Consider the following 24390-nt stretch of genomic DNA (forward strand, 5'->3'; position numbering starts at 1 on the left):
TCGGTGTCATGCGAACCGACTCTTCTCCCGGCACTCTGCCGGCGCGGGAGCACCTCCCGGCCGCAGATGCCGGTACGCCTGTCCTGGACGTAGTGATCCCCGTCTACAACGAGGAGAAGGACCTCCAGCCGTGTGTGCGGAGACTGCACGAGCACCTCACCCGCACCTTCCCGTACGCGTTCCGCATCACGATCGCGGACAACGCGTCGACGGACACCACCCCGCAGGTGTCCCAGCGGCTGGAGGCGGAGATCGCCGAGGTCCGGGCCTTCCGACTGGAGCAGAAGGGCCGCGGTCGCGCCCTGCGCACCGTGTGGTCCGCCTCGGACGCGCCGATCCTCGCCTACATGGACGTGGACCTGTCCACCGACCTCAACGCCCTGCTCCCGCTGGTGGCCCCGCTGATCTCGGGCCACTCCGACCTGGCGATCGGGTCCCGGCTCGCCCGCTCCTCACGCGTGGTGCGCGGTCCCAAGCGGGAGTTCATCAGCCGCTCGTACAACCTCATCCTGCGCGGCTCGCTCCAGGCCCGCTTCTCGGACGCGCAGTGCGGCTTCAAGGCCATCCGGCGTGACGTGGCGCAGGTGCTGCTGCCGATGGTCGAGGACACCGGCTGGTTCTTCGACACCGAGATGCTCGTCATCGCCGAGCGCGCGGGGCTCAGGATCCATGAGGTCCCCGTCGACTGGGTCGACGACCCGGACTCCACCGTCCACATCGTGAAGACGGCGACCGAGGACCTGAAGGGGGTGTGGCGGGTGGGCAAGGCGCTGGCCTCCGGCTCGCTGCCGCTGGACCGGATCGCGCGTCCCTTCGGTGACGACCCACGCGACCGCGAGATCAAGGACGTACCTAAGGGGCTGGCCCGTCAGCTCGTCGGGTTCTGTGTCGTCGGCGGGCTGTCGACGCTCTTCTATCTGCTGCTCTACAGCGCCTTCCGGCAGTTCGGCGGCTCGCAGGTGGCCAACGCGCTCGCGCTGCTGGTCTCCGCCGTCGCCAACACGGCGGCCAACCGCCGGCTGACCTTCGGGGTGCGCGGCAGCGGCGGCGCGGTTCGGCACCAGGCGCAGGGCCTCGTCGTCTTCGGCATCGGCCTCGCCCTGACCAGCGGTTCGCTCGCCGCCCTCAACGCGGCCAGCAGCAACCCCGCGCACTCCACCGAGCTGGCGGTCCTGATCGCCGCCAACCTCGCCGCGACCGTGCTGCGCTTCCTGCTCTTCCGGGCCTGGGTGTTCCCCGACCGCCGCGAGTCGACGGTCGTCGCGAGCCACACCCCCGCCCCCGCCGCACCACCTCTCCACCCGCCGCTGCCGGTGCGCGCGGGCGGCAACCACTTCACGTACGACGAGTACGACGACCAGTTCCGCGCCGGTGAAGCCGCGGACCGCACCTGGGGGGACGCCACCATGCAGTTGCAGCCGGTGCGTCCGACCGACACCGACCCGAGGGACGCCCGATGACCATCACCAGTACGGCCGTGCAGGAGCCCGCGGCTCCCCCGGCCCCGCCCGCCCCCGGGGCCGGCGAGCCCCAGCAGCCGTTCGTCAAAAGACTCTGGCGCGGCCGCCCCGAGGACCCGCGCTGGGCCCGCCCCGCCTTCTGGGGCCTGCTCCTGGCCACCGCGGTGCTCTACTTCTACAACCTGAGCTCCTCCGGCTACGCCAACTCCTTCTACTCCGCGGCCGTCCAGGCGGGCAGCCAGTCCTGGAAGGCGTTCTTCTTCGGCTCGCTCGACGCGGCCAACGCGATCACCGTCGACAAGCCCCCGGCCTCCCTGTGGCCGATGGCTCTGTCGGTGCGGATCTTCGGCCTCAGCTCCTGGGCGATCCTGATGCCCGAGGTCCTCATGGGCATCGGCTCGGTCGCTGTTGTCTACGCCTCCGTGCGCCGCCGCTTCAGCCCCGCGGCCGGTCTGATCGCGGGCGCCTCGCTCGCGCTCACCCCCGTCGCGGCGCTGATGTTCCGGTTCAACAACCCGGACGCGATGCTGGCCCTGCTGATGGCCGTGGCCTGCTACTTCGTGGTCCGGGCCGTGGAGGACGGCCGCACCAGGTGGCTGGTGTGGGCGGGTGTGGCGATCGGCTTCGCCTTCCTCGCCAAGACGCTCCAGGCCTTTCTGATCCTGCCGCCGCTCGCGATCGTGTACGCGGTCTGCGCGCCGGTGTCGCTGAAGAAGCGGTTCGGTCAACTGGCCGCCGCGACAGGCGCGTTGATCCTCTCCGGCGGCTGGTGGGTGGCGATCGTCGAACTGTGGCCGGCCTCCTCCCGCCCCTACATCGGCGGCTCCCAGAACAACTCGTTCCTTGAACTGACCTTCGGCTACAACGGACTCGGCCGGCTGAACGGCGAGGAGACCGGCAGCGTCGGCGGCGGTGGCGGCAACAGCGGCGGCCAGTGGGGCGAGACCGGCTGGGACCGGATGTTCAACTCCGAGATCGGCGGCCAGATCTCCTGGCTGCTCCCGGCGGCCCTGATCCTGCTGGCCGCGGGGCTGTGGGCGACCCGCAAGGCCCGCAGGACGTCCGTCACCCGCGCCTCGTTCCTGGTCTGGGGCGGCTCGCTGGTCATCACCATGGTCGTCTTCAGCTACATGGCGGGCATCTTCCACCAGTACTACACGGTGGCCCTCGCCCCCTACATGGCGGCCGTGATCGGCATGGGCGCCGGGCTCCTGTGGGAGAAGCGCGGCGAGATGTGGGCGTCGATCACGCTCGCGGCGGCGGTCGTGGCGGCCGCGGTCTGGAGCTACGTCCTCCTCAACCGCACCTCCGATTACCTGCCCTGGCTGAAGTGGCTGGTCCTCGTCGGCGGACTGGTCGCCGCGCTCGGCCTCATCTTCGCCGGCCGGATCAACCGCCAACTCGCCCTCGCGGCGGCGTCCCTGGGCCTGGTGGCCTCCCTCGCCGGTCCGACCGCGTACACCATCAGCACCCTCCAGGAGGGCCACACCGGCTCCATCGTCACGGCCGGTCCGGCCGGCGCGAGCATGATGGGCGGCGGCGGTGGCGGCCGGGGCGGTGGCCCCGGCGGCGGTGGCGGCTTCCCGGGCGGTGGCCAGAACAGCCAGCAGGGTCAGCAGGGTCAGCAGAACGGCCAGCAGGGCAATGGCTTCCCCGGTGGCGGCATGCCCGGCCAGAACGGCAACAGCAACGGCAACTCCCAGAGCCAGCAGGGTCAGGGCGGCCAGAGCCAGCAGGGCAACGGCTTCCCGGGTGGCGGTCAGACGGGCGAGGGCGGCGGCATGGGCGGCGGCGGTGGCGTCGGCGGTCTGCTGAACGGCGCGACCGTCTCCGACGAGGCCAAGAAGCTCCTGGAGACCGACTCCGGTGACTACACCTGGGTCGCGGCGGCCATCGGCGCCCAGAACGCGGCGAGCTACCAGCTCTCCACCGGCGACCCGGTGATGGCGATCGGCGGCTTCAACGGCACCGACCCGTCCCCGACGCTGGCCCAGTTCAAGCAGTACGTCGAGGACGGAAAGATCCACTACTTCATCTCGTCCGGCTCCGGCGGCGGCATGGGCGGCAGCAGCAGCGGCACGTCCTCGCAGATCACCTCCTGGGTCGAGGCCAACTTCAAGAAGGTGACGGTGGGTTCGTCCACCTTCTACGACCTGACACAGAAGGCGAGCAGCTGACGCAGGGAACGAGAGAGGGCGGCGACCACGGCGGTCGCCGCCCTCTTCGTCGTACGGCGGGAAATCGCGTTGTACGCCGTATAGGAATCGTTCTACGGTGTACAGCATGTCCGCTCCCACAGCAGTGACCGTCTCTCAGGGCCATCCCCAGCGCTGGCTCATCCTCGGTGTCATCTGTCTCGCCCAGCTGACCGTCGTCCTCGACAACACCGTGCTGAACGTCGCGATCCCCTCGCTCACGCGTGAGCTGGGCGCGGCCACCTCGGACATCCAGTGGATGATCAACGCGTACTCGCTGGTGCAGTCCGGGCTGCTGCTCACCGCGGGCAGCGCCGCCGACCGCTACGGCCGCAAGAAGATGCTGATCGCCGGCCTGAGCCTGTTCGGCGTCGGTTCGCTGATCGCCGGACTGGCCGACAGCACGGGCCAGTTGATCGCGGCGCGCGCCGGGATGGGCGTCGGCGGAGCGCTGTTGCTGACGACGACCCTCGCGGTCGTGATGCAGATCTTCGCACCCGAGGAGCACGCCAAGGCGATCGGCATCTGGGCCGCGGTCAACGCGCTCGGCTTCGCCTGCGGCCCGCTGCTCGGCGGGTTCATGCTGGACCACTTCTGGTGGGGCGCGATCTTCCTGGTCAACCTGCCGGTCGCGGCAGTGGGGTTGGTGGCGGCCGTGACGCTGGTGCCGGAGTCCAAGAACCCGCGTGGCGACCGCCCTGATCTGCTCGGCGCGTTGCTGTCGACGATCGGTATGGCGTCCCTCGTCTTCGCGATCATCTCCGGTCCGGAGCACGGCTGGACATCGGGACGGGTGCTGCTGACGGCGGCCGTCGCGGTGGGTGTGCTCGCCGGCTTCGCGTACTGGGAGAGCCGGATCGAACACCCCATGCTCGACCTCCAGTTCTTCCGCGACCGCCGCTTCACGGGCGCCATCGCCGGCGCGGTGCTCATCACCTTCGGCATGGGCGGTTCGCTCTTCCTGCTCACCCAGCACATGCAGTTCGTCCTCGGCTACGGCCCCCTGGAGGCGGGCCTGCGCACCGCGCCGCTCGCTCTGTCGATCGTCGTCCTCAACTTCTCGGGATTGGCGGCGAAGTGGGCGACGCGGCTGGGCAACCCGGCCGCCATCGGACTCGGCATGGCGCTGATGGCGGGTGGACTGGCGTCCATCGCCACGGTGGCCTCCGGCGGTTATGCGGGGACGCTGGTGGGGCTGTTGCTCATCGGGGCGGGGGCGGCTGTCGCCAATCCGGCGATGGCGCACGCGATCATGAGCTCGATACCGCCGGAGAAGGCGGGGATCGGGGCGGGGATCAACGGGACCGTTGCCGAGTTCGGGCAGGGGTTGGGGGTTGCGGTGCTGGGGGCTGTGCTGAGTTCGCGGTTCGCCGCGCTGGTTTCTGTGGCGGCGTCGTCTTTGCCGGCGGCGCTGGCCGAGGCGGGGTCGGCTGGGGAGAAGGTGCGGATTACGGAGGCGTTCTCTTCTGGGCTGGAGAGCAGTTTGCTGGTGGGGGCGGTTGCGGTGTTGGCGGGTGGGGTTGTTGCCGCTGCGCTGTTGAGGAGGGCTGAGCGGGGAGGGGGCGCCCAGTAGCTCGGGGGATGCTGTGTGGTTGCGGCTGCGGGTTCGTTGTGGCTGGTCGCGCAGTTCCCCGCGCCCCTGAGGGGGCGCTTAAGCTGATCGGCGTTTGTAAAGCTAGGAAGGTGCGCCATGGTGGAGGCGGGGCAGCGGGCTGCGCGTACCAGTGTGTGGCTGGAGGGCGGCAAGGCGCGGCGGGGTGGTCAGCCCTCCGGGCTCGATCGGGAGCGGATCACCGACGCCACCGTGCGGCTTCTCGACCGTGAGGGGCTGGCCAAGTTCTCCATGCGGCGGCTCGCCGCCGAGCTGAACGTGACCGCGATGTCCGTCTACTGGTACGTCGACACCAAGGACGACCTCCTCGAACTCGCCCTCGACGCCATCTACGGCGAGCTCGACCTCCCCGACCCGGAGGCGGACCGCGAGGACTGGCGCGGTCAACTGCGCACGCTGGCCCGGGGTTACCGGTCCCTGCTGGTCCGGCATCCCTGGATCTCCCCGCTGGTCGGCACCTTCCTCAACATCGGGCCGAACAGCCTGGCCTTCTCCCGGGTCATCCACGGAGTGATCCGCCGCACCGGTCTGCCCGCGCACGGGGTGGCCGCGGCCATCTCCTCGGTCTTCCAGTTCGTGTACGGCTTCGGCACGATCGAGGGCCAGTTCAACGCCCGTTCCGCCCAGGTCGGCATGACCCCGGACGAGTACTTCCGGGACGCGATGAGCGCGGTGAGCCAGGCCCCGCAGACCGCCGACCTCGTCAAGGAGGCCGAGGACATCATGGCGGCGCGGGGCGGCGACACGGTCGAGGAGATGTGGGAGCGGGACTTCGCCTTCGCGCTGGACCTCCTGGTCAAGGGCATCGAGGCGATGGCCGAGCAGAGCCCCCCGGGTTCCTAGGCCTCCGGCGGGGCCAGTCGCGCCGGGAAGCCGCCCGTCGCCACCGGCCCCCACTTCTGCGGCGTGACCCGGATGATCGACTTGCCCTGTTTCACCATCGCCGCCCGGTACTCGTCCCAGTCGGGGTGCTCCCCGGAGATGTTGCGGAAGTACTCCACGAGCGGTTCGACGGAGTCGGGCGAGTCGATGACCTCGGCGGTCCCGTCGATCTGCACCCACGGTCCGTTCCAGTCGTCGCTCAGCACGACGACGCTCACCCGCTCGTCGCGCTTGGCGTTCCGGGTCTTCGCCCGGTCCGGGTAGGTGGACACCACGATCCGCCCGGAGTCGTCGACCCCGCAGGTCAGCGGTGAGGCCTGCGGGCTGCCGTCGGCCCGGCGGGTCAGCAGCAGGGCGCGGTGACGCGGCCGTACGAAGTCCAGCAACTCGTCGAGGGAGACGCGGGTGTTGGTAGCGATGTTCGGAGCCATGGCTCCACCCTAGGCCTGCGGAGGCAGGGACTCCCCTTGCACCGCCTGGATGTCGAGCTCCACCCGCAGCGTCGTACCGATCGCCGCGATGCCCGCCTGCACGACCTGGTTGTAGTTCATGGCGAAGTCGTCCCGCCGCAGCTCGGTCGTGGCCCGGAACGCCGCCCGGGTCCCGCCCCAGGGGTCGGCGCCGGTGCCGAGGTAGGCGAGGTCCAGGTCGACGGGGCGTACGACACCGTGCATGCCCAGTTCTCCGTGGACCGTCCAGCGGTCGGCGCCCGCCAACGAGATGCCCGTCGACCGGTACGTGATCTCGGGGTGCACCTCGACGTCCAGGAAGTCGGCGGACCTCAGGTGGCCGTCCCGCATCGCGTTGCCGGTGTCGATGGACGCGGCCCGGATCACGGCCTCCACCCGGGACTTGGTGACGTCGTCCGGCGCGATCTCGATCGTGCCGGTGAAGTCCGTGAAGCGGCCGTGGACGCTGGAGATGCCCAGGTGCTGGGCGACCGCGCCGACGCTGGAGTGGGCCGGGTCGACGGTCCAGGGTCCCGGCGGCGGGAGTTCGGTGCCGCCCTGCCGGGCCAGGGTGACCGTGCCGACCTCGGCCCGGCCGCTCGCGGTGACGATCGCGCTCGACGCGGCGGGCGCGTAGCCGACGGCGGTGACGATGACGGTGTACGCGCCGGGCGCCAGCGGCTCGGGATCGCGGATCGCGCCCTCGTCGTCGGCCTCGGCCCGCAGCACCTGGGTGCCGGTCATGTCCGTCACCGTGACGACCGCGTGCGACACGGCCCATCCGTCCCGGGTGCGGATCCTCGCGGTCAGTCCCATCTCAGCTCTCTCCTCACACAGGCCGGCCCGTGGAACGCGCCTCCGCTCGAAACGCGCTCCACGGGCCGGGGTATTCAGTGACTCACTCGCCGGGGTGCGCGAGCTCTATGTCGTGGCCGTCGGCCCCCCGGCCGGCCACCGTCAGGGCCGTCGCGACCGGCGGGTAGCCCGTCGCGATGACCGTGTACTCGCCGCCGTCCAGGTCGGTGAAGGCGTACGCCCCGTCCGACCCGGTGGTGGCGGTGCCGACCACGTTGCCCGCCGCGTCCACGAGGGTCACCCGTGCGTCGGCCAGCGGACCGTGCGGCGCTCGTACGACGCCCTGGACCTGGGCGCCCGACTCCAGCTCGACCTCGACCCGGGTCACACCGGTGCCGCCGACCTCGACGGGCAGCGCCCGCGGCCGGTACCCGGCGGCGTTCACCGCGACGGTGACGGCACCCGGCACCAGCTCGGCGAAGCCGAACTCGCCCTGCTCACCGGTGGTCCCGGTGGCCAGCAGATCGCCGCGGACGTCGGTCACGATGACCATGGCGTCCTTCACCGGCAGCGCGCTGTCGGCGGCCCGGACGACACCGTTCAGCCCGCTCGTGCCGCTGAGCAGGATGTCGTACGCCACCGGCTCGCCGCCCACCACGACGGTGGACGCCTGCGGCTGGAAGCCGTCCGCGGAGGCGATCAGGACGTACGAGCCGACGCTCGGCGCCTCCACACCGTACGAACCGTCGGCCTGGGTCACCGACCGGCCCAGCTGCCGTCCCGCGAGGGAGATCAGCGTGACCGCGGCCTGCGGGACGGGCGCGCTCTCGGCGCCGCGGACATGGCCGCGGACCGGGATGCCGCCGCCGGTGGAGGCGGTGGAGGCGGTGGGGGCGGTGGGGGCTTCGAGGGTGGCGACCGCGGCGAGCTTCTGCGTGCCCTCGGCAGCCGCGGTGGGCTGCGTCTCGGAGGTGGCGGCCCAGCTCGGGACGCGCTCCTCGGAGGCCGTCTCGGTCGCCGTCTCCTCGGCGGTCACAGCCGGGGTCTCTTCCGTGGCCGGAGTGGCCTCCTGCGCCAGGGCGCCCTTGGTGCGCAGCGGGACCTCCTTGATGAACAGCGTGATCAGGAAGGCGATCGCCGCGAGGGCGGCCGCGATCAGGAACACGTCCGCGATGCCGTGGCCGTACGCGCTCTCCATGACCGTGCGCAGCGGCCCGGGCAGCGCGTCCATGTCCGGGATCGAGCTGGAGGAGCTACCGGAGGCAGCGGCGGCGTACTTGGGGCCGAGGGCGGTGATGCCGTCCGTGGCGTAGTCGGTGATCTTGTTGGCCATCACGGCGCCGAGCACCGAGACGCCCATCGCACCGCCGAGGGACCGGAAGAAGGTGACCGTGGAGGACGCGGAACCGAGGTCCTTGGGCTCGACCTGGTTCTGGGTGCACAGCACCAGGTTCTGCATCATCATGCCGATGCCGAGACCCAGCAGGGCCATGAAGATCGCGGTCTTCCAGTAGTCCGTGTCGTAGCGGATGGTGCCGAGCAGACCGAGGCCCGCCGTGATGAGCACACCACCGCTGACCAGCCAGGCCTTCCAGCGGCCCGTGCGGGTGATGAACTGCCCGGAGACGGTGGAGGAGACGAACAGACCGCCGATCATCGGGATGGTCAGCACCCCGGACATGGTCGGGGACTCGTCGCGGGCCAGCTGGAAGTACTGGGCGAAGAAGACCGTGCCGGAGAACATCGCCGTACCGACGAACATCGAGGCGATGGACGAGAGGGTGATGGTCCGGTTCCTGAACAGCCGCAGCGGGATGAGGGGCTCGGCGGCCTTCGACTCGACCAGCACGAAGATCAGGGCGAGCGCGATCGAACCGCCGACCATGGCGTACGTCTGCCAGGACAGCCACTCGTACTTGTCACCGGCGAAGGTGACCCAGATCAGCAGTAGCGAGACCGCGGCGGCGACGAAGAACGCGCCGGCCCAGTCGACCTTCACGTTCCGCTTCACGACCGGCAGGTGCAGGGTCTTCTGCAGCACGATCAGCGCGATCACGGCGAAGGGCACACCGACGTAGAAGCACCAGCGCCAGCCCAGCCAGGAGGTGTCGGTGATGACACCGCCGAGCAGCGGGCCGCCGACGGTGGCGACGGCGAAGGTCGCGCCGAGGTAGCCGGAGTAACGGCCGCGCTCACGCGGGGAGATCATCGCCGCCATCACGATCTGCGCCAGGGCGGAGAGACCGCCGACGCCGATGCCCTGGACCACCCGGAAGGTGATGAGCATGCCGGCGTTCTGGGAGAGGCCGGCGGCGGCCGATCCCAGCACATAGATGACCAGCGCTATCTGGACGAGCGCCTTCTTGCTGTAGAGGTCGGCGAGCTTGCCCCACAGCGGGGTGGAGGCCGTCATCGACAGCAGGGCGGCGGTGACGACCCAGGTGTAGGCGGACTGGCCGCCGCCGAGGTCGCCGATGATCTCCGGGAGGGCGTTGGAGACGATCGTGGACGACAGGATCGCCACGAACATCCCGAGCAGCAGCCCGGAGAGCGCCTCCATGATCTGCCGGTGGGTCATCGGGGTGTCCGCCGAGTGCCCGGCGCCTCCCCCGTGCTTGGCGTGAGCCCGCACACCGGCTGGTGTGGTCGTTGCCATGGGCTTCCTTGTCTTAAGTGTTTGCGGGTGTACGGGTGGGATCGTCAGAGGTGGGGTGGGCGGCGCGGCAGTCGTCGAAGCTGGCCCGGAGCCGGGCCATGAGGCCGCTCAGCTGGGCCACCTCGGCGTCGCTCCAGTCACTGAGCCGCTCGGCGAGCATCCGGCAGGTCCGCTCCGACAGCTCGTCGAGCTGGGCCAGCCCCGTCGGGGTGAGATGCAGGATGCGGCCGCGCTTGTCCGCCGGGTCGGGGGAGCGCCGGATCCAGCCGCGCTCGGCGAGATGCGCCGCGTGCCGGCTGGTCACCGACATGTCCACGGCGAGCAGCTCGGAGAGCTTGCTCATGCGCATGTCCCCGTGACGGGCGAGCAGCGTCAGCACGGCGGCGGAACCGCTCGGGCAGTCGGACGGCAGGATCCGCCCCATCTCCCGTTTCACGGCGCCGAAGGCACTGAACTGACGCATCAGCTCCTCGTACTGCGCCTGTCCGGCCATTCCACCTCCCGTATTCGTTGCTTGGGGCAACCATAGGAGCGGTTGGTTGCTACAGGCAAATAAAACGAGGTGGGTGCGACATAAAAACTTGGCAAAGGCAAGTATTGCGAGCGTAAATGCCCAGGTGGAACGGCGGTGGAGTCGATCGCCGCCTGCCTACACCTTGGCTGGTCACAGCGGAGCCGCACCCGCACTTGGGCCGCACCGCCTCATTCGCTAGTCTCTCGCCCCATGGCTAACCCCCAGGACCCCCAGGGCAACTACGACCCCGCCGGCAGCACCCAGATGTTCCGCGCGTTCGTCGACGAGGGCCCGCAGGGCCGCCAGCAGGCGGCCGCCGCCGCCCCCGCCTCCTCCGGCCCCCGCGTCGGCCTGATCATCGGTGTCGTCGTCGCCGTGGCGATCGTCGCGGCGGTGGCCTGGCTGGCGCTCAAGTAACGCGCACCGTCCGAGGGGCTACTCCCAGCGGACGTCGACGTCCCGCGTCTCGATGTGCATGCCGAGCGGCACCCGCCACGCCTCGACGCACACCGTCCACGTCCGCTCCTTCCGCGCGCCGCCCTCGATCGGCGCCGGAAGCCCCACCTGCGACTCGACGGTCCCCCAGTCGACCCCGAGCGTCCCGATGATGTGCGTACCGAACCCGACGGTCCCCGAACGGACCGCCGCGCCGCCGGAGTTGCGGAAGACGAGCGTCACGTCCTCGCACCACCGCTGATCGGTGGCGGCCCGCACGGGGTCGCCCCAGGTGAGGGCGGCCGGGGCGGTAGTAGGAGGCGTTGTCGGCGTCGTACGAGGAGCGGTCGGCGTCGCGGACGGCGAACTGGGCGTCGTACGACCGGACTCGGTGTCGCTCGGCTGTCCGGCGCTCGGCGTCCGAGGCCTGGCATTCTTTGAAGCTCCGGCGTGTGTGGGGGAGTTGCCCGTAGGCGTCTCTTCGAGCGGCACCACCCGCACGCCCCCCGTCGGCTTCACGGCCGTGGGCGTTCCCCCCGCCGGGCCGACGGCCACGTAACCCTCGCCCGTGCTCCCGCAGGCGGCCAGCGCCGCGCTCAGACAGACGACGGCCGCCGATGCGCCGACCGCGGCGCCCCGACGGCCATACGTCCATGTCGTACGCGGCATCGGGCCATAGTGGCTGACGCCCCGTCAATTATGAAGAGGTCAGTCGGAGATGAGACCTTCCCGCAGCTGCGCCAGGGTCCGGGTCAGCAGCCGGGAGACGTGCATCTGGGAGATGCCGACCTCCTCGCCGATCTGCGACTGGGTCATGTTGGCGAAGAAACGCAGCATGATGATCTGGCGCTCGCGGGGCGGGAGTTTGGCGAGCAGCGGCTTGAGGGACTCGCGGTACTCGACGCCCTCCAGGGCGGTGTCCTCGTAGCCGAGGCGGTCCGCGAGGGAGCCCTCGCCGCCGTCGTCCTCCGGGGCCGGGGAGTCCAGTGAGGAGGCCGTGTAGGCGTTGCCGACCGCGAGGCCGTCGACGACGTCCTCCTCGGACACGCCCAGTACGGTGGCGAGTTCGGCGACCGTCGGGGAGCGGTCGAGCTTTTGGGAGAGCTCGTCGCTGGCCTTGGTGAGGGCGAGCCGCAGCTCCTGGAGGCGGCGCGGGACCCGCACCGACCACGAGGTGTCGCGGAAGAACCGCTTGATCTCGCCCACGACCGTCGGCATCGCGAACGTCGGGAACTCCACGCCCCGTTCGCAGTCGAAGCGGTCGATCGCCTTGATCAGGCCGATGGTGCCGACCTGGACGATGTCCTCCATCGGCTCGTTGCGGGAGCGGAAGCGGGCCGCCGCGTACCGCACGAGCGGGAGGTTGAGCTCGATGAGGGTGTCCCGGACGTAGACACGCTCGGGGCTGTTCTCGTCGAGTGCGGCGAGCCGCAGGAAGAGGGAGCGGGACAGGGTGCGGGTGTCGATGGCTCCGGAGACAGCCGGGGGAGCCGGGAGGGCCGGGGCCGGCGCGGCCTCGACAGCGGTTACGTCGTCGAGCGCGGGCGCAGCCTCGCTCTTCGTGAGCGTGAGCACCTTGGAGCTGCCCTGTTCTGCGGACATGCCACCCCCTCTGGGTCGCGGGACGGTCGCGGCGGGCGTTCCGTCGAGGAACGTCAGCCTTCACCTGAATACCGGCGCCGAAGCCCCGGCAAACGCGCTTCCGGCAGAATGTCACATGTCGGCAACACGCTGTAGTGACATGTCGACACGTGAGACGCGAATCCGCCCTGGATAAAGGGGGTCTGACGGTATTTCGGCGCAGAAACGTCGGGATCCGCGCTGGTGAGCGATTCGCTCGCGAAGGTGATCTATCGCTTCTGTATTCGGTTGGGCCTCGTTCGATTCTGGACGAGACCTCTATCGCTAGGCCTCGATGCGGTTCGCGGAGCGCAAACGCTGGAAGCTACGCGCGAGTAGCCGCGAAACGTGCATCTGGGAGACGCCGAGTTCCGCGCTGATCTGAGACTGGGTGAGATTGCTGTAGTACCGCAGCAGCAGGATCCGCTGTTCCCGCTCGGGCAGTTGCACCAGCAGATGCCGGACGAGGTCGCGGTGCTCCACGCCGTCCAGGGCGGGGTCCTCGTAGCCGAGCCGGTCGAGGAGGCCCGGCAGTCCGTCGCCCTCCTGGGCGGCCTCCAGCGAGGTCGCGTGGTACGAGCGTCCGGCCTCGATGCAGGACAGCACCTCGTCCTCGCCGATGCGCAGCCGCTCGGCGATCTCGGCGGTGGTGGGGGTGCGGCCGAAGGCCGTCGTCAGGTCCTCCGTCGCGCTGTTGACCTGCACCCACAGCTCGTGGAGCCGGCGCGGTACGTGCACGGTCCGTACGTTGTCCCGGAAGTACCGCTTGATCTCGCCGACGACCGTCGGCATCGCGAAGGTGGGGAACTGCACGCCGCGGTCCGGGTCGAAGCGGTCGATGGCGTTGATGAGCCCGATCGTGCCGACCTGGACGACGTCCTCCATCGGCTCGTTGCGGGAGCGGAAGCGGGCCGCCGCGTACCGCACGAGCGGGAGGTTGGCCTCGATGAGCGCCCCGCGCACCCGGTTGTGCTCGGGCGTGCCCGGCTGGAGCTCCTTGAGCTGGCCGAAGAGCACCTGGGTGAGCGCCCGGGTGTCGGCGCCGCGGCTGCGCTGGGGGGCGGGGGGCGCCGGGGTCTGGACGGGCGCCGAGGTCTGGACGGGCGCGGGGGTCTGGACCGGAGCCTCTTCCTGGGGTGGCGCAGTACTGGCCGACACGGTCAACGCCACCTCTTCATGGGTCTACATCGGTCTACATCGGTCAACTCATCCGTCAAAAGCGGTCATAGCATCACAAGACATGTGCACTGTGTGCAAGCACCCCATAACACCGTGTTGAGGGAAGAGTTGAGGCACAAGACGCACAAAAGCCCCCCGCCGTTCCGGCGAGGGGCCATATGGAGACGAGGTTCTGCTCAGTACGCGTAATCCGCGATCACCCAGGTGGCGAACTCCTTCCAGAGCCCCACCCCCGCCTGGTGCTCCGGGTGCTCCACGTACCGGCGCAGCGCTTCGGCGTCCTCGAAGCCCGAGTTGATGGCGAAGTCGTAGGCGATGGGCCGGTCGCTGAGGTTCCAGCCCAGCTCCCAGAACCGGATCTCGTCGATCTTCCCCTCGAGCGCCCGGAAGGCCTCGACGCCCTCCTTGACCCGCGGGTCGTCGCGCTCCACACCGTCGTTGAGCTTGAACAGGACGAGATGGCGGATCATGAGCACTCCTGAATACGGCTTACTGCGCCCCGTCGGCGAGCCAGGTGAAGAAGTCGCCGACGGCCTGGGCGGCGTCCGATATGCCCTCGAACCCTATCTGGACGTAGTCGGCCGCCTTGGCCGGGTCCGTGATGATCACGTACAGCACGAAGACCACGAGCACATAGACGGCAGCCTTCTTCGAATTAACCGCCATCGCGGCCTCCCCCGTGACTGTGGTGCCTGTGGGACTGGTGTGCCGGCGGCGAGTGTAACTTCACGTCCTATTTAAGGACCAACGGCCCGCCGTCCCAGGTCCTTTGCCGGGCCCCGGGAGGGAGGCCCCGGCGCAGGGCGGAAGAGAGTGTGGGTCCGGAAAACGGTCGGTGGGTGAGGCCGGGCCCGGCCTCACCCACCGACGGCTGCCTCACCATGGCTGAGGCAGTGTGCCGCCCGCGGGTCACGCCTGCGGCACACGATCAAGGAGCGGCTAACCCGCCCGGCGGGCGAGGATGCCGACTGCGGCGCGGCCCATGGTGCGGCCCTGTATGTCGAGGGTGACGTCCTCGAAACCGGCCTTCACCAGCTCGTCGTGGAGCTGTTCCGGCGTGGTGTTCATGGTGTGCCGGTGGTGCACGATCACCAGACGGCCACCGGGGCGCAGCACGCGTTGCAGCTCGGCGTAGGCCGCCGGGCGGTCCCACAGGGTCACGTTGTTCACGGAGAGTGCCGCCGACACGGACGCGTCGGGCAGGCCGGTGGCATCGGCGGTGCCCTCCTTGATCGACGCGTGCCCGGTGGCGAGATGCAGGGCGCAGTGCTGCCGGGCCATGGAACGCATCGTGGCCGACGGGTCCACCCCGATCGCCCGGCCGCCCGGCGCGACCGCCTCGGCGGCCAGCGCGAGCCCGATGCCGGGACCCGGGCCCACCTCAAGGACCTGGTCCCCGGGCTTGAGGTCGGCCTGTTCGACCGCCCAGGCCTCCTGTTCGGCGTTTCCGCGCTGCATGATCGCGCCTCCGATGAGCCCCGGAATGCCGCTGGGGCGTCCGAAGATCGGGCCGAGGACCGCCAGTAGGAGCGAGTTCATTCGGTCGGCATTCCCGTCTCTGTGAGTGATGGTGCTGGTGGCCACAGAGCGTCGGAGCCGGGACTAGAGGATCACTGGAGAACTCTGCGTGATCGCCGGGCGTCCAGCGAGGCTCGACCGTTCGTCTAGCACCCCCGCCGACCTTGGCGGCCCGTCGAACGGAAGGGGAGTCATGAGCGGGTTCACCCTCACCGAGTTCCGCAAGGTCGTGGAGGCGTGTCTGGAGGGGGCGGATGCCGCCGCCCTCGACGAGTCCGCCGTGGACACCGACTTCGGCGACCTGGGATACGACTCCCTGGTCGTCTACGAGATCGCCATGCGGGTGCAGGACGAGTACCGGGTCACCATCCCGGACGAGGCCTTCGACGACCTGCGCACGCCGGCCGCCTTCATCGCCTACGTGGACGCCGGGCTCCCGGCGGACCGATGACGGCCCTGCCCTGCGAGGAGCTGTTCCAGTGAGCCGAACCGTCGCCATCACCGGAATCGGCGTGATGGCCCCCAGCGGAGTGGGCCGCAAGGCGTTCTGGGATCTGCTGATCTCCGGACGCACCGCGACCCGCACCATCACCAGTTTCGACCCCGCCCGCTTCCGCTCCCGGATGGCGGCGGAGGTCGACTTCACCGCCGAGCAGAGCACCCTCACCCCCCGTGAGCTGCGACGCCTGGACCGGGCCGCGCAGCTCGCGGTGCTCAGCACCCGGGAGTGCCTGGAGGACAGCGGGATCGAGCTCGACACCCTCGACCCCGGGCGGATCGGCGTCAGCGTCGGCACCGCGGTCGGCGGGACGACCAGCCTGGAGCGCGAGTACCTGGTGCTCAGCGACAGCGGCCGGCTGTGGGAGGTCGACGGGAGCTATCTGTCGCCCCATCTGTACGACGCCTTCGTGCCCAGCTCGTTCGCCGCCGAGATCGCCATGATGACGGGGGCGGAGGGCCCCGCGGCCGTCGTCTCGACGGGGTGCACCTCCGGCATCGACGCCGTGGGCCATGCGCGCGACCTCATCGTCGAGGGCACGGTCGACGTGATGATCGCCGGTGGCACGGACGCGCCCGTCTCGCCGATCGCGGTGGCCTGCTTCGACGCGATCAAGGCCACGTCACCGCGGAACGACGACCCGGAGCACGCCTCCCGCCCCTTCGACCGCACCCGGGACGGCTTCGTCATCGCCGAGGGCGCCGCCATGCTCGTACTGGAGGAACTGGAGCACGCGCGGGCCAGGGGCGCCCATGTGTACGCGGTCATCGACGGGCACGCCTCGCGGTGCAACGCCTTCCACATGACCGGGCTGAAGCCCGACGGACGGGAGATGGCCGACGCGATCACCAGCGCGCTCGACGAGGCGCGGCTCGCGCCGGAGGCCGTCGACTACGTCAACGCGCACGGGTCCGGTACCAAGCAGAACGACCGGCACGAGACGGCGGCCTTCAAGCTGGCGCTCGGCGAGCACGCGTACCGAACGCCGGTGAGCTCCATCAAGTCCATGGTCGGGCACTCGCTCGGCGCGATCGGCTCCATCGAGATCGCCGCCTGCGCGCTGGCGATCGAGTTCGGAGCCGTGCCGCCCACGGCGAACCTGCACGAGGCCGACCCCGAGTGCGACCTGGACTACGTCCCCCTGGAGGCGCGCCCGCGCGACCTCGGCACGGTCCTGACCGTCGGGAGCGGCTTCGGCGGGTTCCAGAGCGCCCTGGTGCTGTCGCGTGAGCCGCGGGGGGTGAGGGTGTGACCGCGACCTCGGTGACCGGGGCCCCCGTGACCGGGCTCTCCGCCGGCACCGCCCCACCCGTCGTCACCGGAATCGGGGTCGTCGCGCCGAACGGGCTCGGCGTCCAGGAGTGGTGGGACGCGACCCTGCGCGGCGAGTCCGGCATCCGGCTCGTCCCGGGGTACGACGCCGCCCGCTATCCCTCGCCGCTGGCCGGCGTGGTCACCGGCTTCGACGCGGCCGCGATGCTGCCGGGGCGGCTGCTGCCGCAGACGGACCGGGTCACACGGCTCGCGCTCGTCGCCGCGCAGTGGGCGTTCGAGGACTCGGGGGCCGATCCGGCGGTGCTGCCCGAGTACACGACCGGGGTGGCGACCTCGAACGCGACCGGCGGTTTCGAGTTCACCCACCGCGAGGTCCGCAAGCTGTGGACCGAGGGGCCGGGACGGGTCAGCGTCTACGAGTCGTTCGCCTGGTTCTACGCCGTGAACACCGGCCAGATATCCATCCGGCACGGACTGCGCGGCCCCGGCAGTGTGCTCGTCGCCGACCAGGCGGGCGGTCTGGACACCTTCGGCCAGGCCCGGCGGATGCTGGGCAAGGGCGCGGCCCTGGTGGTGTCGGGCGGGGTCGAATCCGCCCTCGATCCCTGGGGGCTGCTCTCGCACCACTCCGGCGGACGGCTCTCGGGGGTGCGTGACCCGGCCCGGGCGTATCTGCCGTTCGACGAGGCCGCCGCCGGGCACGTGCCCGGGGAGGGCGGCGCGCTGCTCGTCGTGGAGAGCGCGAGCGCCGCCGCCGAGCGGGGCGCCCGGCAGGTGTACGGGCAGTTGGCCGGGCACGCCTCGACCTTCGACCCGCCGCCGGGCTCCGGCCGGCCGCCGGGGCTGGCCCGGGCCGCACGGCTCGCGCTCGCCCAGGCGGGGGTGGTACCGGCGGACGTCGACGTGGTCTTCGCCGACGCGGCGGCGCGCCCGGCGCTCGACGACGCCGAGGCCGCCGCCCTGGAGGAGCTGTTCGGCCCGTACGGCGTGCCTGTCACCGCGCCCAAGACCCTGACCGGACGGCTGACCGCGGGGGGTCCGCCGCTGGACGTCGTCGCCGCGCTGCTCACCCTGCGGCACGGACTGATCCCCCCGACCGCTCATGTGGAGCGCCCCGTCCCACGGCATCGGCTCGACCTGGTCCGCGGCGAGCCCCGCCCCGCCCGGGTGCGCACGGCCCTCGTCCTGGCCCGTGGCCACGGGGGCTTCAACTCGGCCCTGGTCGTCACCGCCCCGTCCGGCGCGCCCGCCGCGCCGGACGCGGACCGCGGCCCACGAACAGAACCGGACGCGGACCGCGGCCCACGAACAGAAGAGGAAGGCATCGCGTGAACGACATCGTCCTGCCGGAGCACTCCGGTCCCGAACTGCACCTCGACGGCCCGCGACTGCAGCTGGCCGATCTACGGAACGTCCTCGTCGAATGCGCCGGCGACCTGGACGACGTGGAACTCGGCGAAGCGGCGCTCGACCGGCTCTTCACCGATCTCGGCTACGACTCGCTCGCGATCCTGGAGACCGCCGCGGCGGTCGGGCAGCGCTACGGCGTCGAGCTGCGCGACGAGGACGTGGCCGAGGCCGTGACCCCGCGGGCGTTTCTGCTGCTGGTCAACCGGACCCTGGCGACCGCGGCCCAGGGGACGCCGTCATGACCGGCACGCGGGCCGCCGAGCCCGGCCCCGCGCTGGTCACCGGTGCGACCCGGGGCATCGGCCGCTCCGTGGCGCTGACCCTCGCCCGCCGGGGGCACCCGGTGTTCCTGTGCGCGCGCGACGCGGATGCCGTCGCCGCGGAGGTCAAGCGCCTCACCGACCTCGGTCACACGGCCGCGGGTGCCGCCTGCGACGTGACCGACGCGGCGCAGGTGCGCGCCTGGGTCGGGGCCGCCGTGGACCGCTTCGGTCCGGTGCGGGTCCTGGTCAACAACGCCGGCCGCAGCGGTGGCGGGCCGACGGCCCAGTTGTCCGAGGACCTCTGGGACGACGTCATCGCCACCAATCTGAAGAGCGTCTTCCTGGTCACCCGCGAGGTGCTGACCACGGGCGGCATGACCCGCCTGGTCAGCGGACGCGTCATCAGCATCGCCTCGACCGGCGGCAAGCAGGGCGTCGTCCTCGGCGCCCCGTACTCCGCCTCCAAGCACGGCGTGGTCGGTTTCACCAAGGCCCTCGGCCTCGAACTGGCCAGGACCGGCATCACCGTGAACGCCGTCTGCCCCGGCTATGTGGAGACGGAGATGGCGGCGGAGGTGCGCAAGGGCTACGCCGGTCTGTGGGAGACCGACGAGCAGACGGTCCTGGAGCGGTTCCAGGCGAAGATCCCGATCGGCCGCTACACGGAGCCCGAGGAGGTGGCCGCGTTCGTCGGCTTCCTCGTGGGCGACGAGGCGGCCGCCATCACCGCGCAGGCGCTCAACGTCTGCGGCGGACTCGGAAACTACTGACACGGGGAGGGGTCGGCCGTGCCGATCGAATCGACCACCACAACGCCCGTTGCGACGACGGCTGCTGAGCACACGGCCCGGTACGCCGGGCCGGCCCGGCGCGGCTACGGGCTGATCGCCGACGTGACCCGCTGGCCGGTGCTCTTCCCGCCGTGTCTGGCGGCCGAGGTGCTGGAGAGCGACCGTGACTCGGAGCGGATCCGGCTGTGGGCCGTCGCCGGTTCCGAGATCCGTACCTGGACGTCCCTGCGCAAGCTGGACGAGGAGCGGCTGCGGATCGACTTCCGGCAGGAGGCGCCGGGACCGCCGCTGGAGTGGATGAGCGGGCACTGGCGGTTCGACGAGCGTGACGGGCGCACGGAGCTGGTCCTCGGACACGAGTGGATCCTGGAGCCCGGGGCGGAGAGCGCGCGGACGACGGTCGCCGAGGCGCTGGGCCGCAACAGCGAGGCCGAGGTCGCGGCCGTGGCCCGCTGGGCGGGGCGGGACGCGGGCCCGGAGGAGCTGCTGTTCACGGTCCGCGACGAGTACGTCGTACCCGGACCGCCGGCCGCGGTGTACGACTTCCTGTACCGGGCCGACCTGTGGCCGCAGCGCGTCCCGCACGTCGCCGAGCTCGACCTCCAGGAGGACGAGACGGCGCTGGTCGGCGGCGCCCGGGTGCAGACGCTCGACATGCGGACCCGCGCCGCCGACGGCTCCGTGCACGGCACCCAGTCGGTGCGGCTCTGCTTTCCCGGCGAACGGCTCGTCTACAAGCAGACGACCGTGCCGCGCGGGCTGCTGGGGCACAGCGGCGCCTGGCTGCTGGTGGAGGCGGAGTCGGGGGACGCCACCCGGGTGGTCAGCGTCCATCAGGCCGCCCTCGACCCGGACGCCCTCGACACCGTCTTCGGCACCGGCACCACGCTCGCCGGGGCCCGGGACCGGGCGGCGGCGCTGCTGGCCGGCAACAGCCGCCGCACCCTGGAGAGTTGCGGGACGTATCTGACGGCGGAGGCGCGGCGGTGAGCGCGTCCCGTACGGCGGCGTCCGCGTCCGCGGTCCTGGAGGAGATCGCGGACGGGGTCCACGCGTATGTGCAGGAGACCGGCGGCTGGTGCGTCAACAACGCGGGCGTGCTGCTCGACAAGGACCGGGCGCCGGTCGTCGTGGACACCGTCGCGACCGAGGCACGGGCCCGCCGGTTCGGCGAAGCGGTGCGCCGGCTCGGCGGGGCGGCGCCCCGGGTGCTGGTCAACACGCACTTCCACGGGGACCACACCTTCGGCAACGCGCTGGTCGCCGGCCCCGACACGGTGATCGTGGCGCATGAGCGGGCCCGGCAGGAGATGGCGGCGGCGGGCCTCGGGCTCACCGGTCTGTGGCCGGGGGTGGAGTGGGGCACGATCGAGCTCAGGCTGCCGGACACGACGTACGACCGCCGTATGGAGCTGCACGTGGGCGGGCGTACGGTCCAGCTGCTGCACCCCGGACCGGCGCACACCACCGGGGACACGGTCGTGTGGCTCCCCGCCGACCGGGTGCTGTTCGCGGGGGACGTCGTTCTGCCCGGGTGCACGCCGTTCCTCCTCATGGGGTCCGTGCGCGGTTCCCTGCGGGCTCTCGCCGAGCTGCGCGCGCTGGCCCCGCGTGTCGTGGTCGGCGGGCACGGGCCGCTCGCCGGGCCCGAGGCGATCGACGAGACGGAGCGGTATCTGCGCTGGCTGCTGCGGACCGCCGAGGACGCGCGGGCGGCGGGCCTCGCACCGCTGGAGGCGGCACGCCAGCTCGGCGCCCACCCGTTCCAGGACTGGACGGACCCCGAACGCCTGGTGGGAAACCTGCACCGCGCCTACGCGGAGGCGGCCGGCGCCCCGGAGGGCGAACCCCTGGACGTGGTGCGCGTCTTCGGCGAGATGGTCGAGTTCAACGACGGCAGACTGCCGACGTGCCACGCGTGACGGCCGGGCCGCCGGTGCTGGGAGAGCTGCTTCCCCGCTGGGCCTGTGTCGTCGAGATGTACGTCGACGTGCCGGTCACGGCGTTGTACGACGAGGAGCGTCAGCTGCTCGCCCCGGCGGCGGTGGAGCGGCGCCGGCGTGAGTTCGCCACCGGGCGGGTCTGCGCCCGGCAGGCCCTCACCGCCCTCGGGGTGCCGTCGCCCGGTCCGCTGCTGCGCGGGCCGGGCGGCGCGCCGACCTGGCCCGACGGCGTGCGGGGCAGCATCACGCACTGCCCCGGCTTTCGCGCCGCGGCGGTCGCCTTCGCCACCGACGCCCGGGCGTTGGGGATCGACGCCGAGCCGCCCGGACCGCTGTCGCCCGCCGCGACGGCGGCACTGACCACGGCCGCCGAACGTGGGGCGCTTCCGTCGCCGCACGCCCAAGTCCCCTGGGAGACGGTGCTGTTCAGCGCGAAGGAAGCGGCGTACAAGGCATGGGCCCCGACGCTGGGACCGGGCCGCACCCTCGCTCTGCGGGACGCGCGGGTGCGCCTGGTCCCGGCCACCGCGGACTCCGGTCGTATGGAAGTCCGGCACGAGCGCGGGGAGTTGCCCCGACTGGAGGGTGCCTACCGGCTGACGTCGGACCTGATCGTGACGGCCGCCTATCTGCCGGCCGATGCGGTCGCGGGCGACTGAGCGCCGCCGTGCGCGGTGCCGACGCTCCTCCTGTCTGCGGTGCGCGACGGCTCATCGGTCCACACCGTCGTGCGCGGGCGAGCGGGGTGCCGCGTACGTCCTGACGGTCGCCACCGCCCGGTCGAACGCCTCTATGTCCGCCGGGCCACCGGTGTGGGCGGCCGGGGCGAGCAGGGGCAGCACCTGTGAGGCGCCGCTGCGTACGGCGGGGTGGCGGCGGGCCGCGGCGCCGAGGGAGCGGTCGGGTGACGCGTCGAGCAGCAGCAGCCCCGGATCGGTGCCCGAGGCGTCGAGCAACGAGGTGAGCGCGGGCCAGTACCGCACGGGCAGCGCGATCTGATCGCCCCAGAACGCCGGGTCGACGGCCTCGCTGTCGCGCAGGGGCCGTGCCGTACGGCAGGACACCAGCGTCGCGCGGGCGGGCGCCGGGCGCAGGGCCGCCACCTCCTGGGTGAAGCGCCGTGCCGTGGCCGACGCCGACGGGCTGTGGAAGGCGTGCCCGGAGCGCAACGGCAGCACCGTGCGGCCCGCGGCCGTCAGTATCGCGCGGGCCCGCTCCAGCGCGTCGGACGGACCGGCGAGCACCGTCTGGCGGGGGCCGTTGACCGCGGCGACCGTCACCGGGCCGAGCCCGGCGGGCAGTTCGTCCTCGGCCGCCGCCACCGCGAGCATCCCGCCCCGGCCGTCGTCCCCGACGACCCGGGCCCGTGCCGCCGCGAGCCGGCCCAGATCGGCGGTGCGGAACACCCCGGCCAGCACGGCGGCGGCCAGCTCACCTGCGCTGTGTCCGAGCAGCAGCCCCGGTGGGCCCACGGTGGCGGCGACCGCCTGCCCGAGCGCGTACCCGACGCCGAGCAGGAGGGGCTGGGCGATCCGGGCGTCGTCGAGGTCCGGGTGGGGCGCGGGCCGCAGCCAGTGCCGGACCAGCAGGTCACCCTGCCCACCCTGTGCGGTGAGCGCGCCGAAGAATCCGTCCATGGTCGCGGTGAACTGCCGGTGTGCCCCGTACAGTCCCGCGGCCATGCGCTCGCGCTGACTGCCCTGTCCGGGGAGCAGCAGCACGGTCGTCGGGTGGCTCACGCGCGGCCTCCTTTCCTTTCTGCGGACGCGGCCTCGGCTCTCCACCGCGGACGCGGCCTCGTCGACCGGAGCCGCGACCCTGCCCGCGGTTTCTCGATCCGGAGTGGACGCGGGCTCGAGCGGATCTCGTGTCCGGGTGCCGACACTCGCGGCCCGCGACCCCGTCCCCGGAGGGACCATGGAACTGTTCGACGACGACTTCCGCGTCGGCCTCGGCGCCGCCTGGGACGTGCCGCCGCTTCAGCCGGTGACCGTGCGGACCGCGGCCGAGGGCCTGACGGTCACGCCGGCCGACACCGACCCGCTCACCGGCGAGCCCGCGTTCGCGCCCCCGGCCGAGGGGCGCGGGGCGGGCGGCCCCGGTGATCATCTCGCGTGGGTGGCGCTGGCCCGCGGACCGGGCGGCGCCCGGGGGTTCGAGGTACCGGACGACGGGACCGTGGAGTGCGCGGCGACCCTGTCGGCGCGCGTCCTGGGCGGGGTCCGGCATCCCTTCGGCGCGGCGGTGCCCGACCCGGACGGCGACGTCCGGCTCGCGACCGCGGCCCTCATCACCATGGACCCGTTCTCCCATGTGGTCTGCGACTTCCTGCTGACCAACACCCGCGTGCACGCCCTGTACGAGCGGGTGCCGTTCCCCGGTGAGCGGTACACCGCGTTCTCGTACGCCGTCCCGGTGGCCTCCCGCACTCCCGACGCGTGGCACCGGCTTTCGATCCGGTACGAGGCGGGCGGCACCCGGGTGGTGTGGTGCGTCGAGGGCGCGGAGGTCTTCCGGGTGGACCGCCCGGGGCTGCGGCCCGCGGACCGCGGCGGGCTGCTGCTGGACCACGGCGGGGAGGAGGGCGAGCCGGTGCGGCTGGGCCGGATGGTTCCGGCGCTCGGGCTGCTCACCCTGCTGGACGGCGCGGGCCCCGACGGCCGGGGTCTGGTCCGCCCGGCCGCGGGGAGCGGGACCTGGTTCGACCCGCGTCTCGGGGCGCCTCGGGAGCAGGAGTTCGTGGGCGACGACGACCTGCTGAAGCAGTCGGCGTGGCGGCCCGGAGCCGTGCTCGGGGCGCGCCGGGTGACGGTGCGGGCCGAGGTTGACAGCGGGGTACGGGGATCCTAGATTCAGGTTGGATTTGCTTTCAAAGCAAAATAAAACGCGGAGAC

Annotated in this window: 25 protein-coding genes; 14 read left to right on the plus strand and 11 right to left on the minus strand. The window is 71.7% G+C overall.

The window, feature by feature from the left end; translation table 11 throughout:
• Positions 1–8: 8 nt before the first annotated feature.
• The 4 genes from OG885_RS23560 to OG885_RS23575 all read left to right on the plus strand — a co-directional run bounded on the left by OG885_RS23560 (position 9) and on the right by OG885_RS23575 (position 6110).
• Positions 9–1460: a glycosyltransferase gene (locus OG885_RS23560; RefSeq protein WP_405734726.1), complete on the plus strand. Its 1452-nt coding sequence runs from the start codon at positions 9–11 to the stop codon at positions 1458–1460.
• A complete protein-coding gene (locus OG885_RS23565) occupies positions 1457–3637 on the plus strand; it encodes an ArnT family glycosyltransferase (protein WP_405734728.1) in 2181 nt (726 codons plus the stop codon). The genes OG885_RS23560 and OG885_RS23565 overlap by 4 nt, the downstream gene beginning before the upstream one ends.
• A gap of 106 nt (positions 3638–3743) precedes the next feature.
• On the plus strand, positions 3744–5228 hold the full coding sequence (locus OG885_RS23570; protein WP_405734730.1) for an MFS transporter: 1485 nt from the start codon (positions 3744–3746) through the stop codon (positions 5226–5228).
• A gap of 117 nt (positions 5229–5345) precedes the next feature.
• Positions 5346–6110, plus strand: coding sequence for a TetR/AcrR family transcriptional regulator (locus OG885_RS23575; protein WP_405734732.1), 765 nt, complete (start codon positions 5346–5348; stop codon positions 6108–6110).
• Here OG885_RS23575 and OG885_RS23580 read toward each other — a convergent pair.
• The 4 genes from OG885_RS23580 to OG885_RS23595 form a co-directional block, all read right to left on the minus strand.
• Positions 6107–6580, minus strand: a complete 474-nt coding sequence (locus OG885_RS23580; RefSeq protein ID WP_405734734.1) for a PPOX class F420-dependent oxidoreductase — start codon at positions 6578–6580, stop codon at positions 6107–6109. The genes OG885_RS23575 and OG885_RS23580 overlap by 4 nt on opposite strands.
• Positions 6581–6589: 9 nt before the next feature.
• Positions 6590–7414, minus strand: a complete 825-nt coding sequence (locus tag OG885_RS23585) for a YceI family protein (RefSeq protein ID WP_405734736.1) — start codon at positions 7412–7414, stop codon at positions 6590–6592.
• A gap of 82 nt (positions 7415–7496) precedes the next feature.
• Positions 7497–10049: an MFS transporter gene (locus OG885_RS23590; protein WP_405734738.1), complete on the minus strand. Its 2553-nt coding sequence runs from the start codon at positions 10047–10049 to the stop codon at positions 7497–7499.
• 13 nt (positions 10050–10062) lie between these two features.
• Positions 10063–10542, minus strand: coding sequence for a MarR family winged helix-turn-helix transcriptional regulator (locus tag OG885_RS23595; RefSeq protein WP_405734740.1), 480 nt, complete (start codon positions 10540–10542; stop codon positions 10063–10065).
• 231 nt (positions 10543–10773) lie between these two features.
• On the opposite strand from OG885_RS23595, the gene OG885_RS23600 reads away from it, so the two are divergent.
• Positions 10774–10980, plus strand: coding sequence for a hypothetical protein (locus OG885_RS23600; protein ID WP_405734742.1), 207 nt, complete (start codon positions 10774–10776; stop codon positions 10978–10980).
• Between the two features lie 18 nt (positions 10981–10998).
• Here the strand turns inward: OG885_RS23600 and OG885_RS23605 are convergent, their stop codons facing one another.
• From OG885_RS23605 to OG885_RS23630, 6 genes are all read right to left on the minus strand, one after another.
• On the minus strand, positions 10999–11667 hold the full coding sequence (locus OG885_RS23605; RefSeq protein ID WP_405734744.1) for a hypothetical protein: 669 nt from the start codon (positions 11665–11667) through the stop codon (positions 10999–11001).
• Positions 11668–11706: 39 nt separating this feature from the next.
• A complete protein-coding gene (locus OG885_RS23610; RefSeq protein WP_405734746.1) occupies positions 11707–12600 on the minus strand; it encodes an RNA polymerase sigma factor SigF in 894 nt (297 codons plus the stop codon).
• 303 nt (positions 12601–12903) lie between these two features.
• Positions 12904–13788: an RNA polymerase sigma factor SigF gene (locus tag OG885_RS23615; protein WP_405734748.1), complete on the minus strand. Its 885-nt coding sequence runs from the start codon at positions 13786–13788 to the stop codon at positions 12904–12906.
• 185 nt (positions 13789–13973) lie between these two features.
• Positions 13974–14267: a Dabb family protein gene (locus OG885_RS23620; RefSeq protein ID WP_399953623.1), complete on the minus strand. Its 294-nt coding sequence runs from the start codon at positions 14265–14267 to the stop codon at positions 13974–13976.
• 19 nt (positions 14268–14286) lie between these two features.
• Positions 14287–14463 carry a hypothetical protein gene (locus OG885_RS23625; protein WP_405734750.1) on the minus strand — a complete coding sequence of 59 codons (177 nt, stop codon included), beginning with the start codon at positions 14461–14463 and terminating at the stop codon, positions 14287–14289.
• Between the two features lie 273 nt (positions 14464–14736).
• Positions 14737–15336, minus strand: coding sequence for a methyltransferase domain-containing protein (locus OG885_RS23630; RefSeq protein WP_329337275.1), 600 nt, complete (start codon positions 15334–15336; stop codon positions 14737–14739).
• A gap of 172 nt (positions 15337–15508) precedes the next feature.
• On the opposite strand from OG885_RS23630, the gene OG885_RS23635 reads away from it, so the two are divergent.
• From OG885_RS23635 to OG885_RS23670, 8 genes are read left to right on the plus strand one after another with little or no spacing between them, the layout of a single operon-like run.
• Positions 15509–15766, plus strand: a complete 258-nt coding sequence (locus OG885_RS23635; RefSeq protein ID WP_399953629.1) for an acyl carrier protein — start codon at positions 15509–15511, stop codon at positions 15764–15766.
• 28 nt (positions 15767–15794) lie between these two features.
• Positions 15795–17066, plus strand: a complete 1272-nt coding sequence (locus tag OG885_RS23640; RefSeq protein ID WP_405734753.1) for a beta-ketoacyl-[acyl-carrier-protein] synthase family protein — start codon at positions 15795–15797, stop codon at positions 17064–17066.
• Positions 17067–17092: 26 nt separating this feature from the next.
• Complete coding sequence (locus tag OG885_RS23645; RefSeq protein ID WP_405742836.1) at positions 17093–18421, plus strand: ketosynthase chain-length factor; 1329 nt, start codon at positions 17093–17095, stop codon at positions 18419–18421.
• Positions 18422–18477: 56 nt separating this feature from the next.
• Positions 18478–18741 (plus strand): acyl carrier protein, encoded by a 264-nt coding sequence (locus OG885_RS23650; RefSeq protein ID WP_399953805.1) that lies wholly within the window; start codon positions 18478–18480, stop codon positions 18739–18741.
• Positions 18738–19532, plus strand: coding sequence for an SDR family NAD(P)-dependent oxidoreductase (locus tag OG885_RS23655; RefSeq protein WP_405734755.1), 795 nt, complete (start codon positions 18738–18740; stop codon positions 19530–19532). The genes OG885_RS23650 and OG885_RS23655 overlap by 4 nt, the downstream gene beginning before the upstream one ends.
• Positions 19533–19550: 18 nt before the next feature.
• Positions 19551–20543, plus strand: a complete 993-nt coding sequence (locus OG885_RS23660; protein ID WP_405734757.1) for an aromatase/cyclase — start codon at positions 19551–19553, stop codon at positions 20541–20543.
• Complete coding sequence (locus OG885_RS23665; protein ID WP_405734759.1) at positions 20507–21475, plus strand: MBL fold metallo-hydrolase; 969 nt, start codon at positions 20507–20509, stop codon at positions 21473–21475. Before OG885_RS23660 ends, OG885_RS23665 begins: the two co-directional genes overlap by 37 nt.
• A complete protein-coding gene (locus tag OG885_RS23670; RefSeq protein ID WP_405734761.1) occupies positions 21463–22155 on the plus strand; it encodes a 4'-phosphopantetheinyl transferase in 693 nt (230 codons plus the stop codon). Before OG885_RS23665 ends, OG885_RS23670 begins: the two co-directional genes overlap by 13 nt.
• Before the next feature lie 51 nt (positions 22156–22206).
• Here the strand turns inward: OG885_RS23670 and OG885_RS23675 are convergent, their stop codons facing one another.
• Positions 22207–23235 carry an acyltransferase domain-containing protein gene (locus OG885_RS23675; RefSeq protein WP_405734763.1) on the minus strand — a complete coding sequence of 343 codons (1029 nt, stop codon included), beginning with the start codon at positions 23233–23235 and terminating at the stop codon, positions 22207–22209.
• Positions 23236–23413: 178 nt separating this feature from the next.
• On the opposite strand from OG885_RS23675, the gene OG885_RS23680 reads away from it, so the two are divergent.
• Positions 23414–24346 carry a DUF6081 family protein gene (locus OG885_RS23680; protein WP_405734765.1) on the plus strand — a complete coding sequence of 311 codons (933 nt, stop codon included), beginning with the start codon at positions 23414–23416 and terminating at the stop codon, positions 24344–24346.
• Positions 24347–24390: the final 44 nt, after the last annotated feature.

Source organism: Streptomyces sp. NBC_00028 (genome assembly GCF_045041065.1).
Taxonomy (GTDB): Bacteria; Actinomycetota; Actinomycetes; order Streptomycetales; family Streptomycetaceae; genus Streptomyces.

Excerpts from the sequence above, each read along its gene's own strand:
- OG885_RS23575 (WP_405734732.1), top strand. The coding sequence starts at position 5,346 with ATGGTGGAGGCGGGGCAGCGGGCTGCGCGTACCAGTGTGTGGCTGGAG.
- OG885_RS23630 (WP_329337275.1), bottom strand. The coding sequence starts at position 15,336 with ATGAACTCGCTCCTACTGGCGGTCCTCGGCCCGATCTTCGGACGCCCC.
- OG885_RS23600 (WP_405734742.1), top strand. The coding sequence starts at position 10,774 with ATGGCTAACCCCCAGGACCCCCAGGGCAACTACGACCCCGCCGGCAGC.
- OG885_RS23620 (WP_399953623.1), bottom strand. The coding sequence starts at position 14,267 with ATGATCCGCCATCTCGTCCTGTTCAAGCTCAACGACGGTGTGGAGCGC.
- OG885_RS23580 (WP_405734734.1), bottom strand. The coding sequence starts at position 6,580 with ATGGCTCCGAACATCGCTACCAACACCCGCGTCTCCCTCGACGAGTTG.
- OG885_RS23655 (WP_405734755.1), top strand. The coding sequence starts at position 18,738 with ATGACCGGCACGCGGGCCGCCGAGCCCGGCCCCGCGCTGGTCACCGGT.
- OG885_RS23570 (WP_405734730.1), top strand. The coding sequence starts at position 3,744 with ATGTCCGCTCCCACAGCAGTGACCGTCTCTCAGGGCCATCCCCAGCGC.
- OG885_RS23585 (WP_405734736.1), bottom strand. The coding sequence starts at position 7,414 with ATGGGACTGACCGCGAGGATCCGCACCCGGGACGGATGGGCCGTGTCG.
- OG885_RS23565 (WP_405734728.1), top strand. The coding sequence starts at position 1,457 with ATGACCATCACCAGTACGGCCGTGCAGGAGCCCGCGGCTCCCCCGGCC.
- OG885_RS23635 (WP_399953629.1), top strand. The coding sequence starts at position 15,509 with ATGAGCGGGTTCACCCTCACCGAGTTCCGCAAGGTCGTGGAGGCGTGT.
- OG885_RS23560 (WP_405734726.1), top strand. The coding sequence starts at position 9 with ATGCGAACCGACTCTTCTCCCGGCACTCTGCCGGCGCGGGAGCACCTC.
- OG885_RS23680 (WP_405734765.1), top strand. The coding sequence starts at position 23,414 with ATGGAACTGTTCGACGACGACTTCCGCGTCGGCCTCGGCGCCGCCTGG.
- OG885_RS23590 (WP_405734738.1), bottom strand. The coding sequence starts at position 10,049 with ATGGCAACGACCACACCAGCCGGTGTGCGGGCTCACGCCAAGCACGGG.
- OG885_RS23605 (WP_405734744.1), bottom strand. The coding sequence starts at position 11,667 with ATGCCGCGTACGACATGGACGTATGGCCGTCGGGGCGCCGCGGTCGGC.
- OG885_RS23625 (WP_405734750.1), bottom strand. The coding sequence starts at position 14,463 with ATGGCGGTTAATTCGAAGAAGGCTGCCGTCTATGTGCTCGTGGTCTTC.
- OG885_RS23610 (WP_405734746.1), bottom strand. The coding sequence starts at position 12,600 with ATGTCCGCAGAACAGGGCAGCTCCAAGGTGCTCACGCTCACGAAGAGC.
- OG885_RS23595 (WP_405734740.1), bottom strand. The coding sequence starts at position 10,542 with ATGGCCGGACAGGCGCAGTACGAGGAGCTGATGCGTCAGTTCAGTGCC.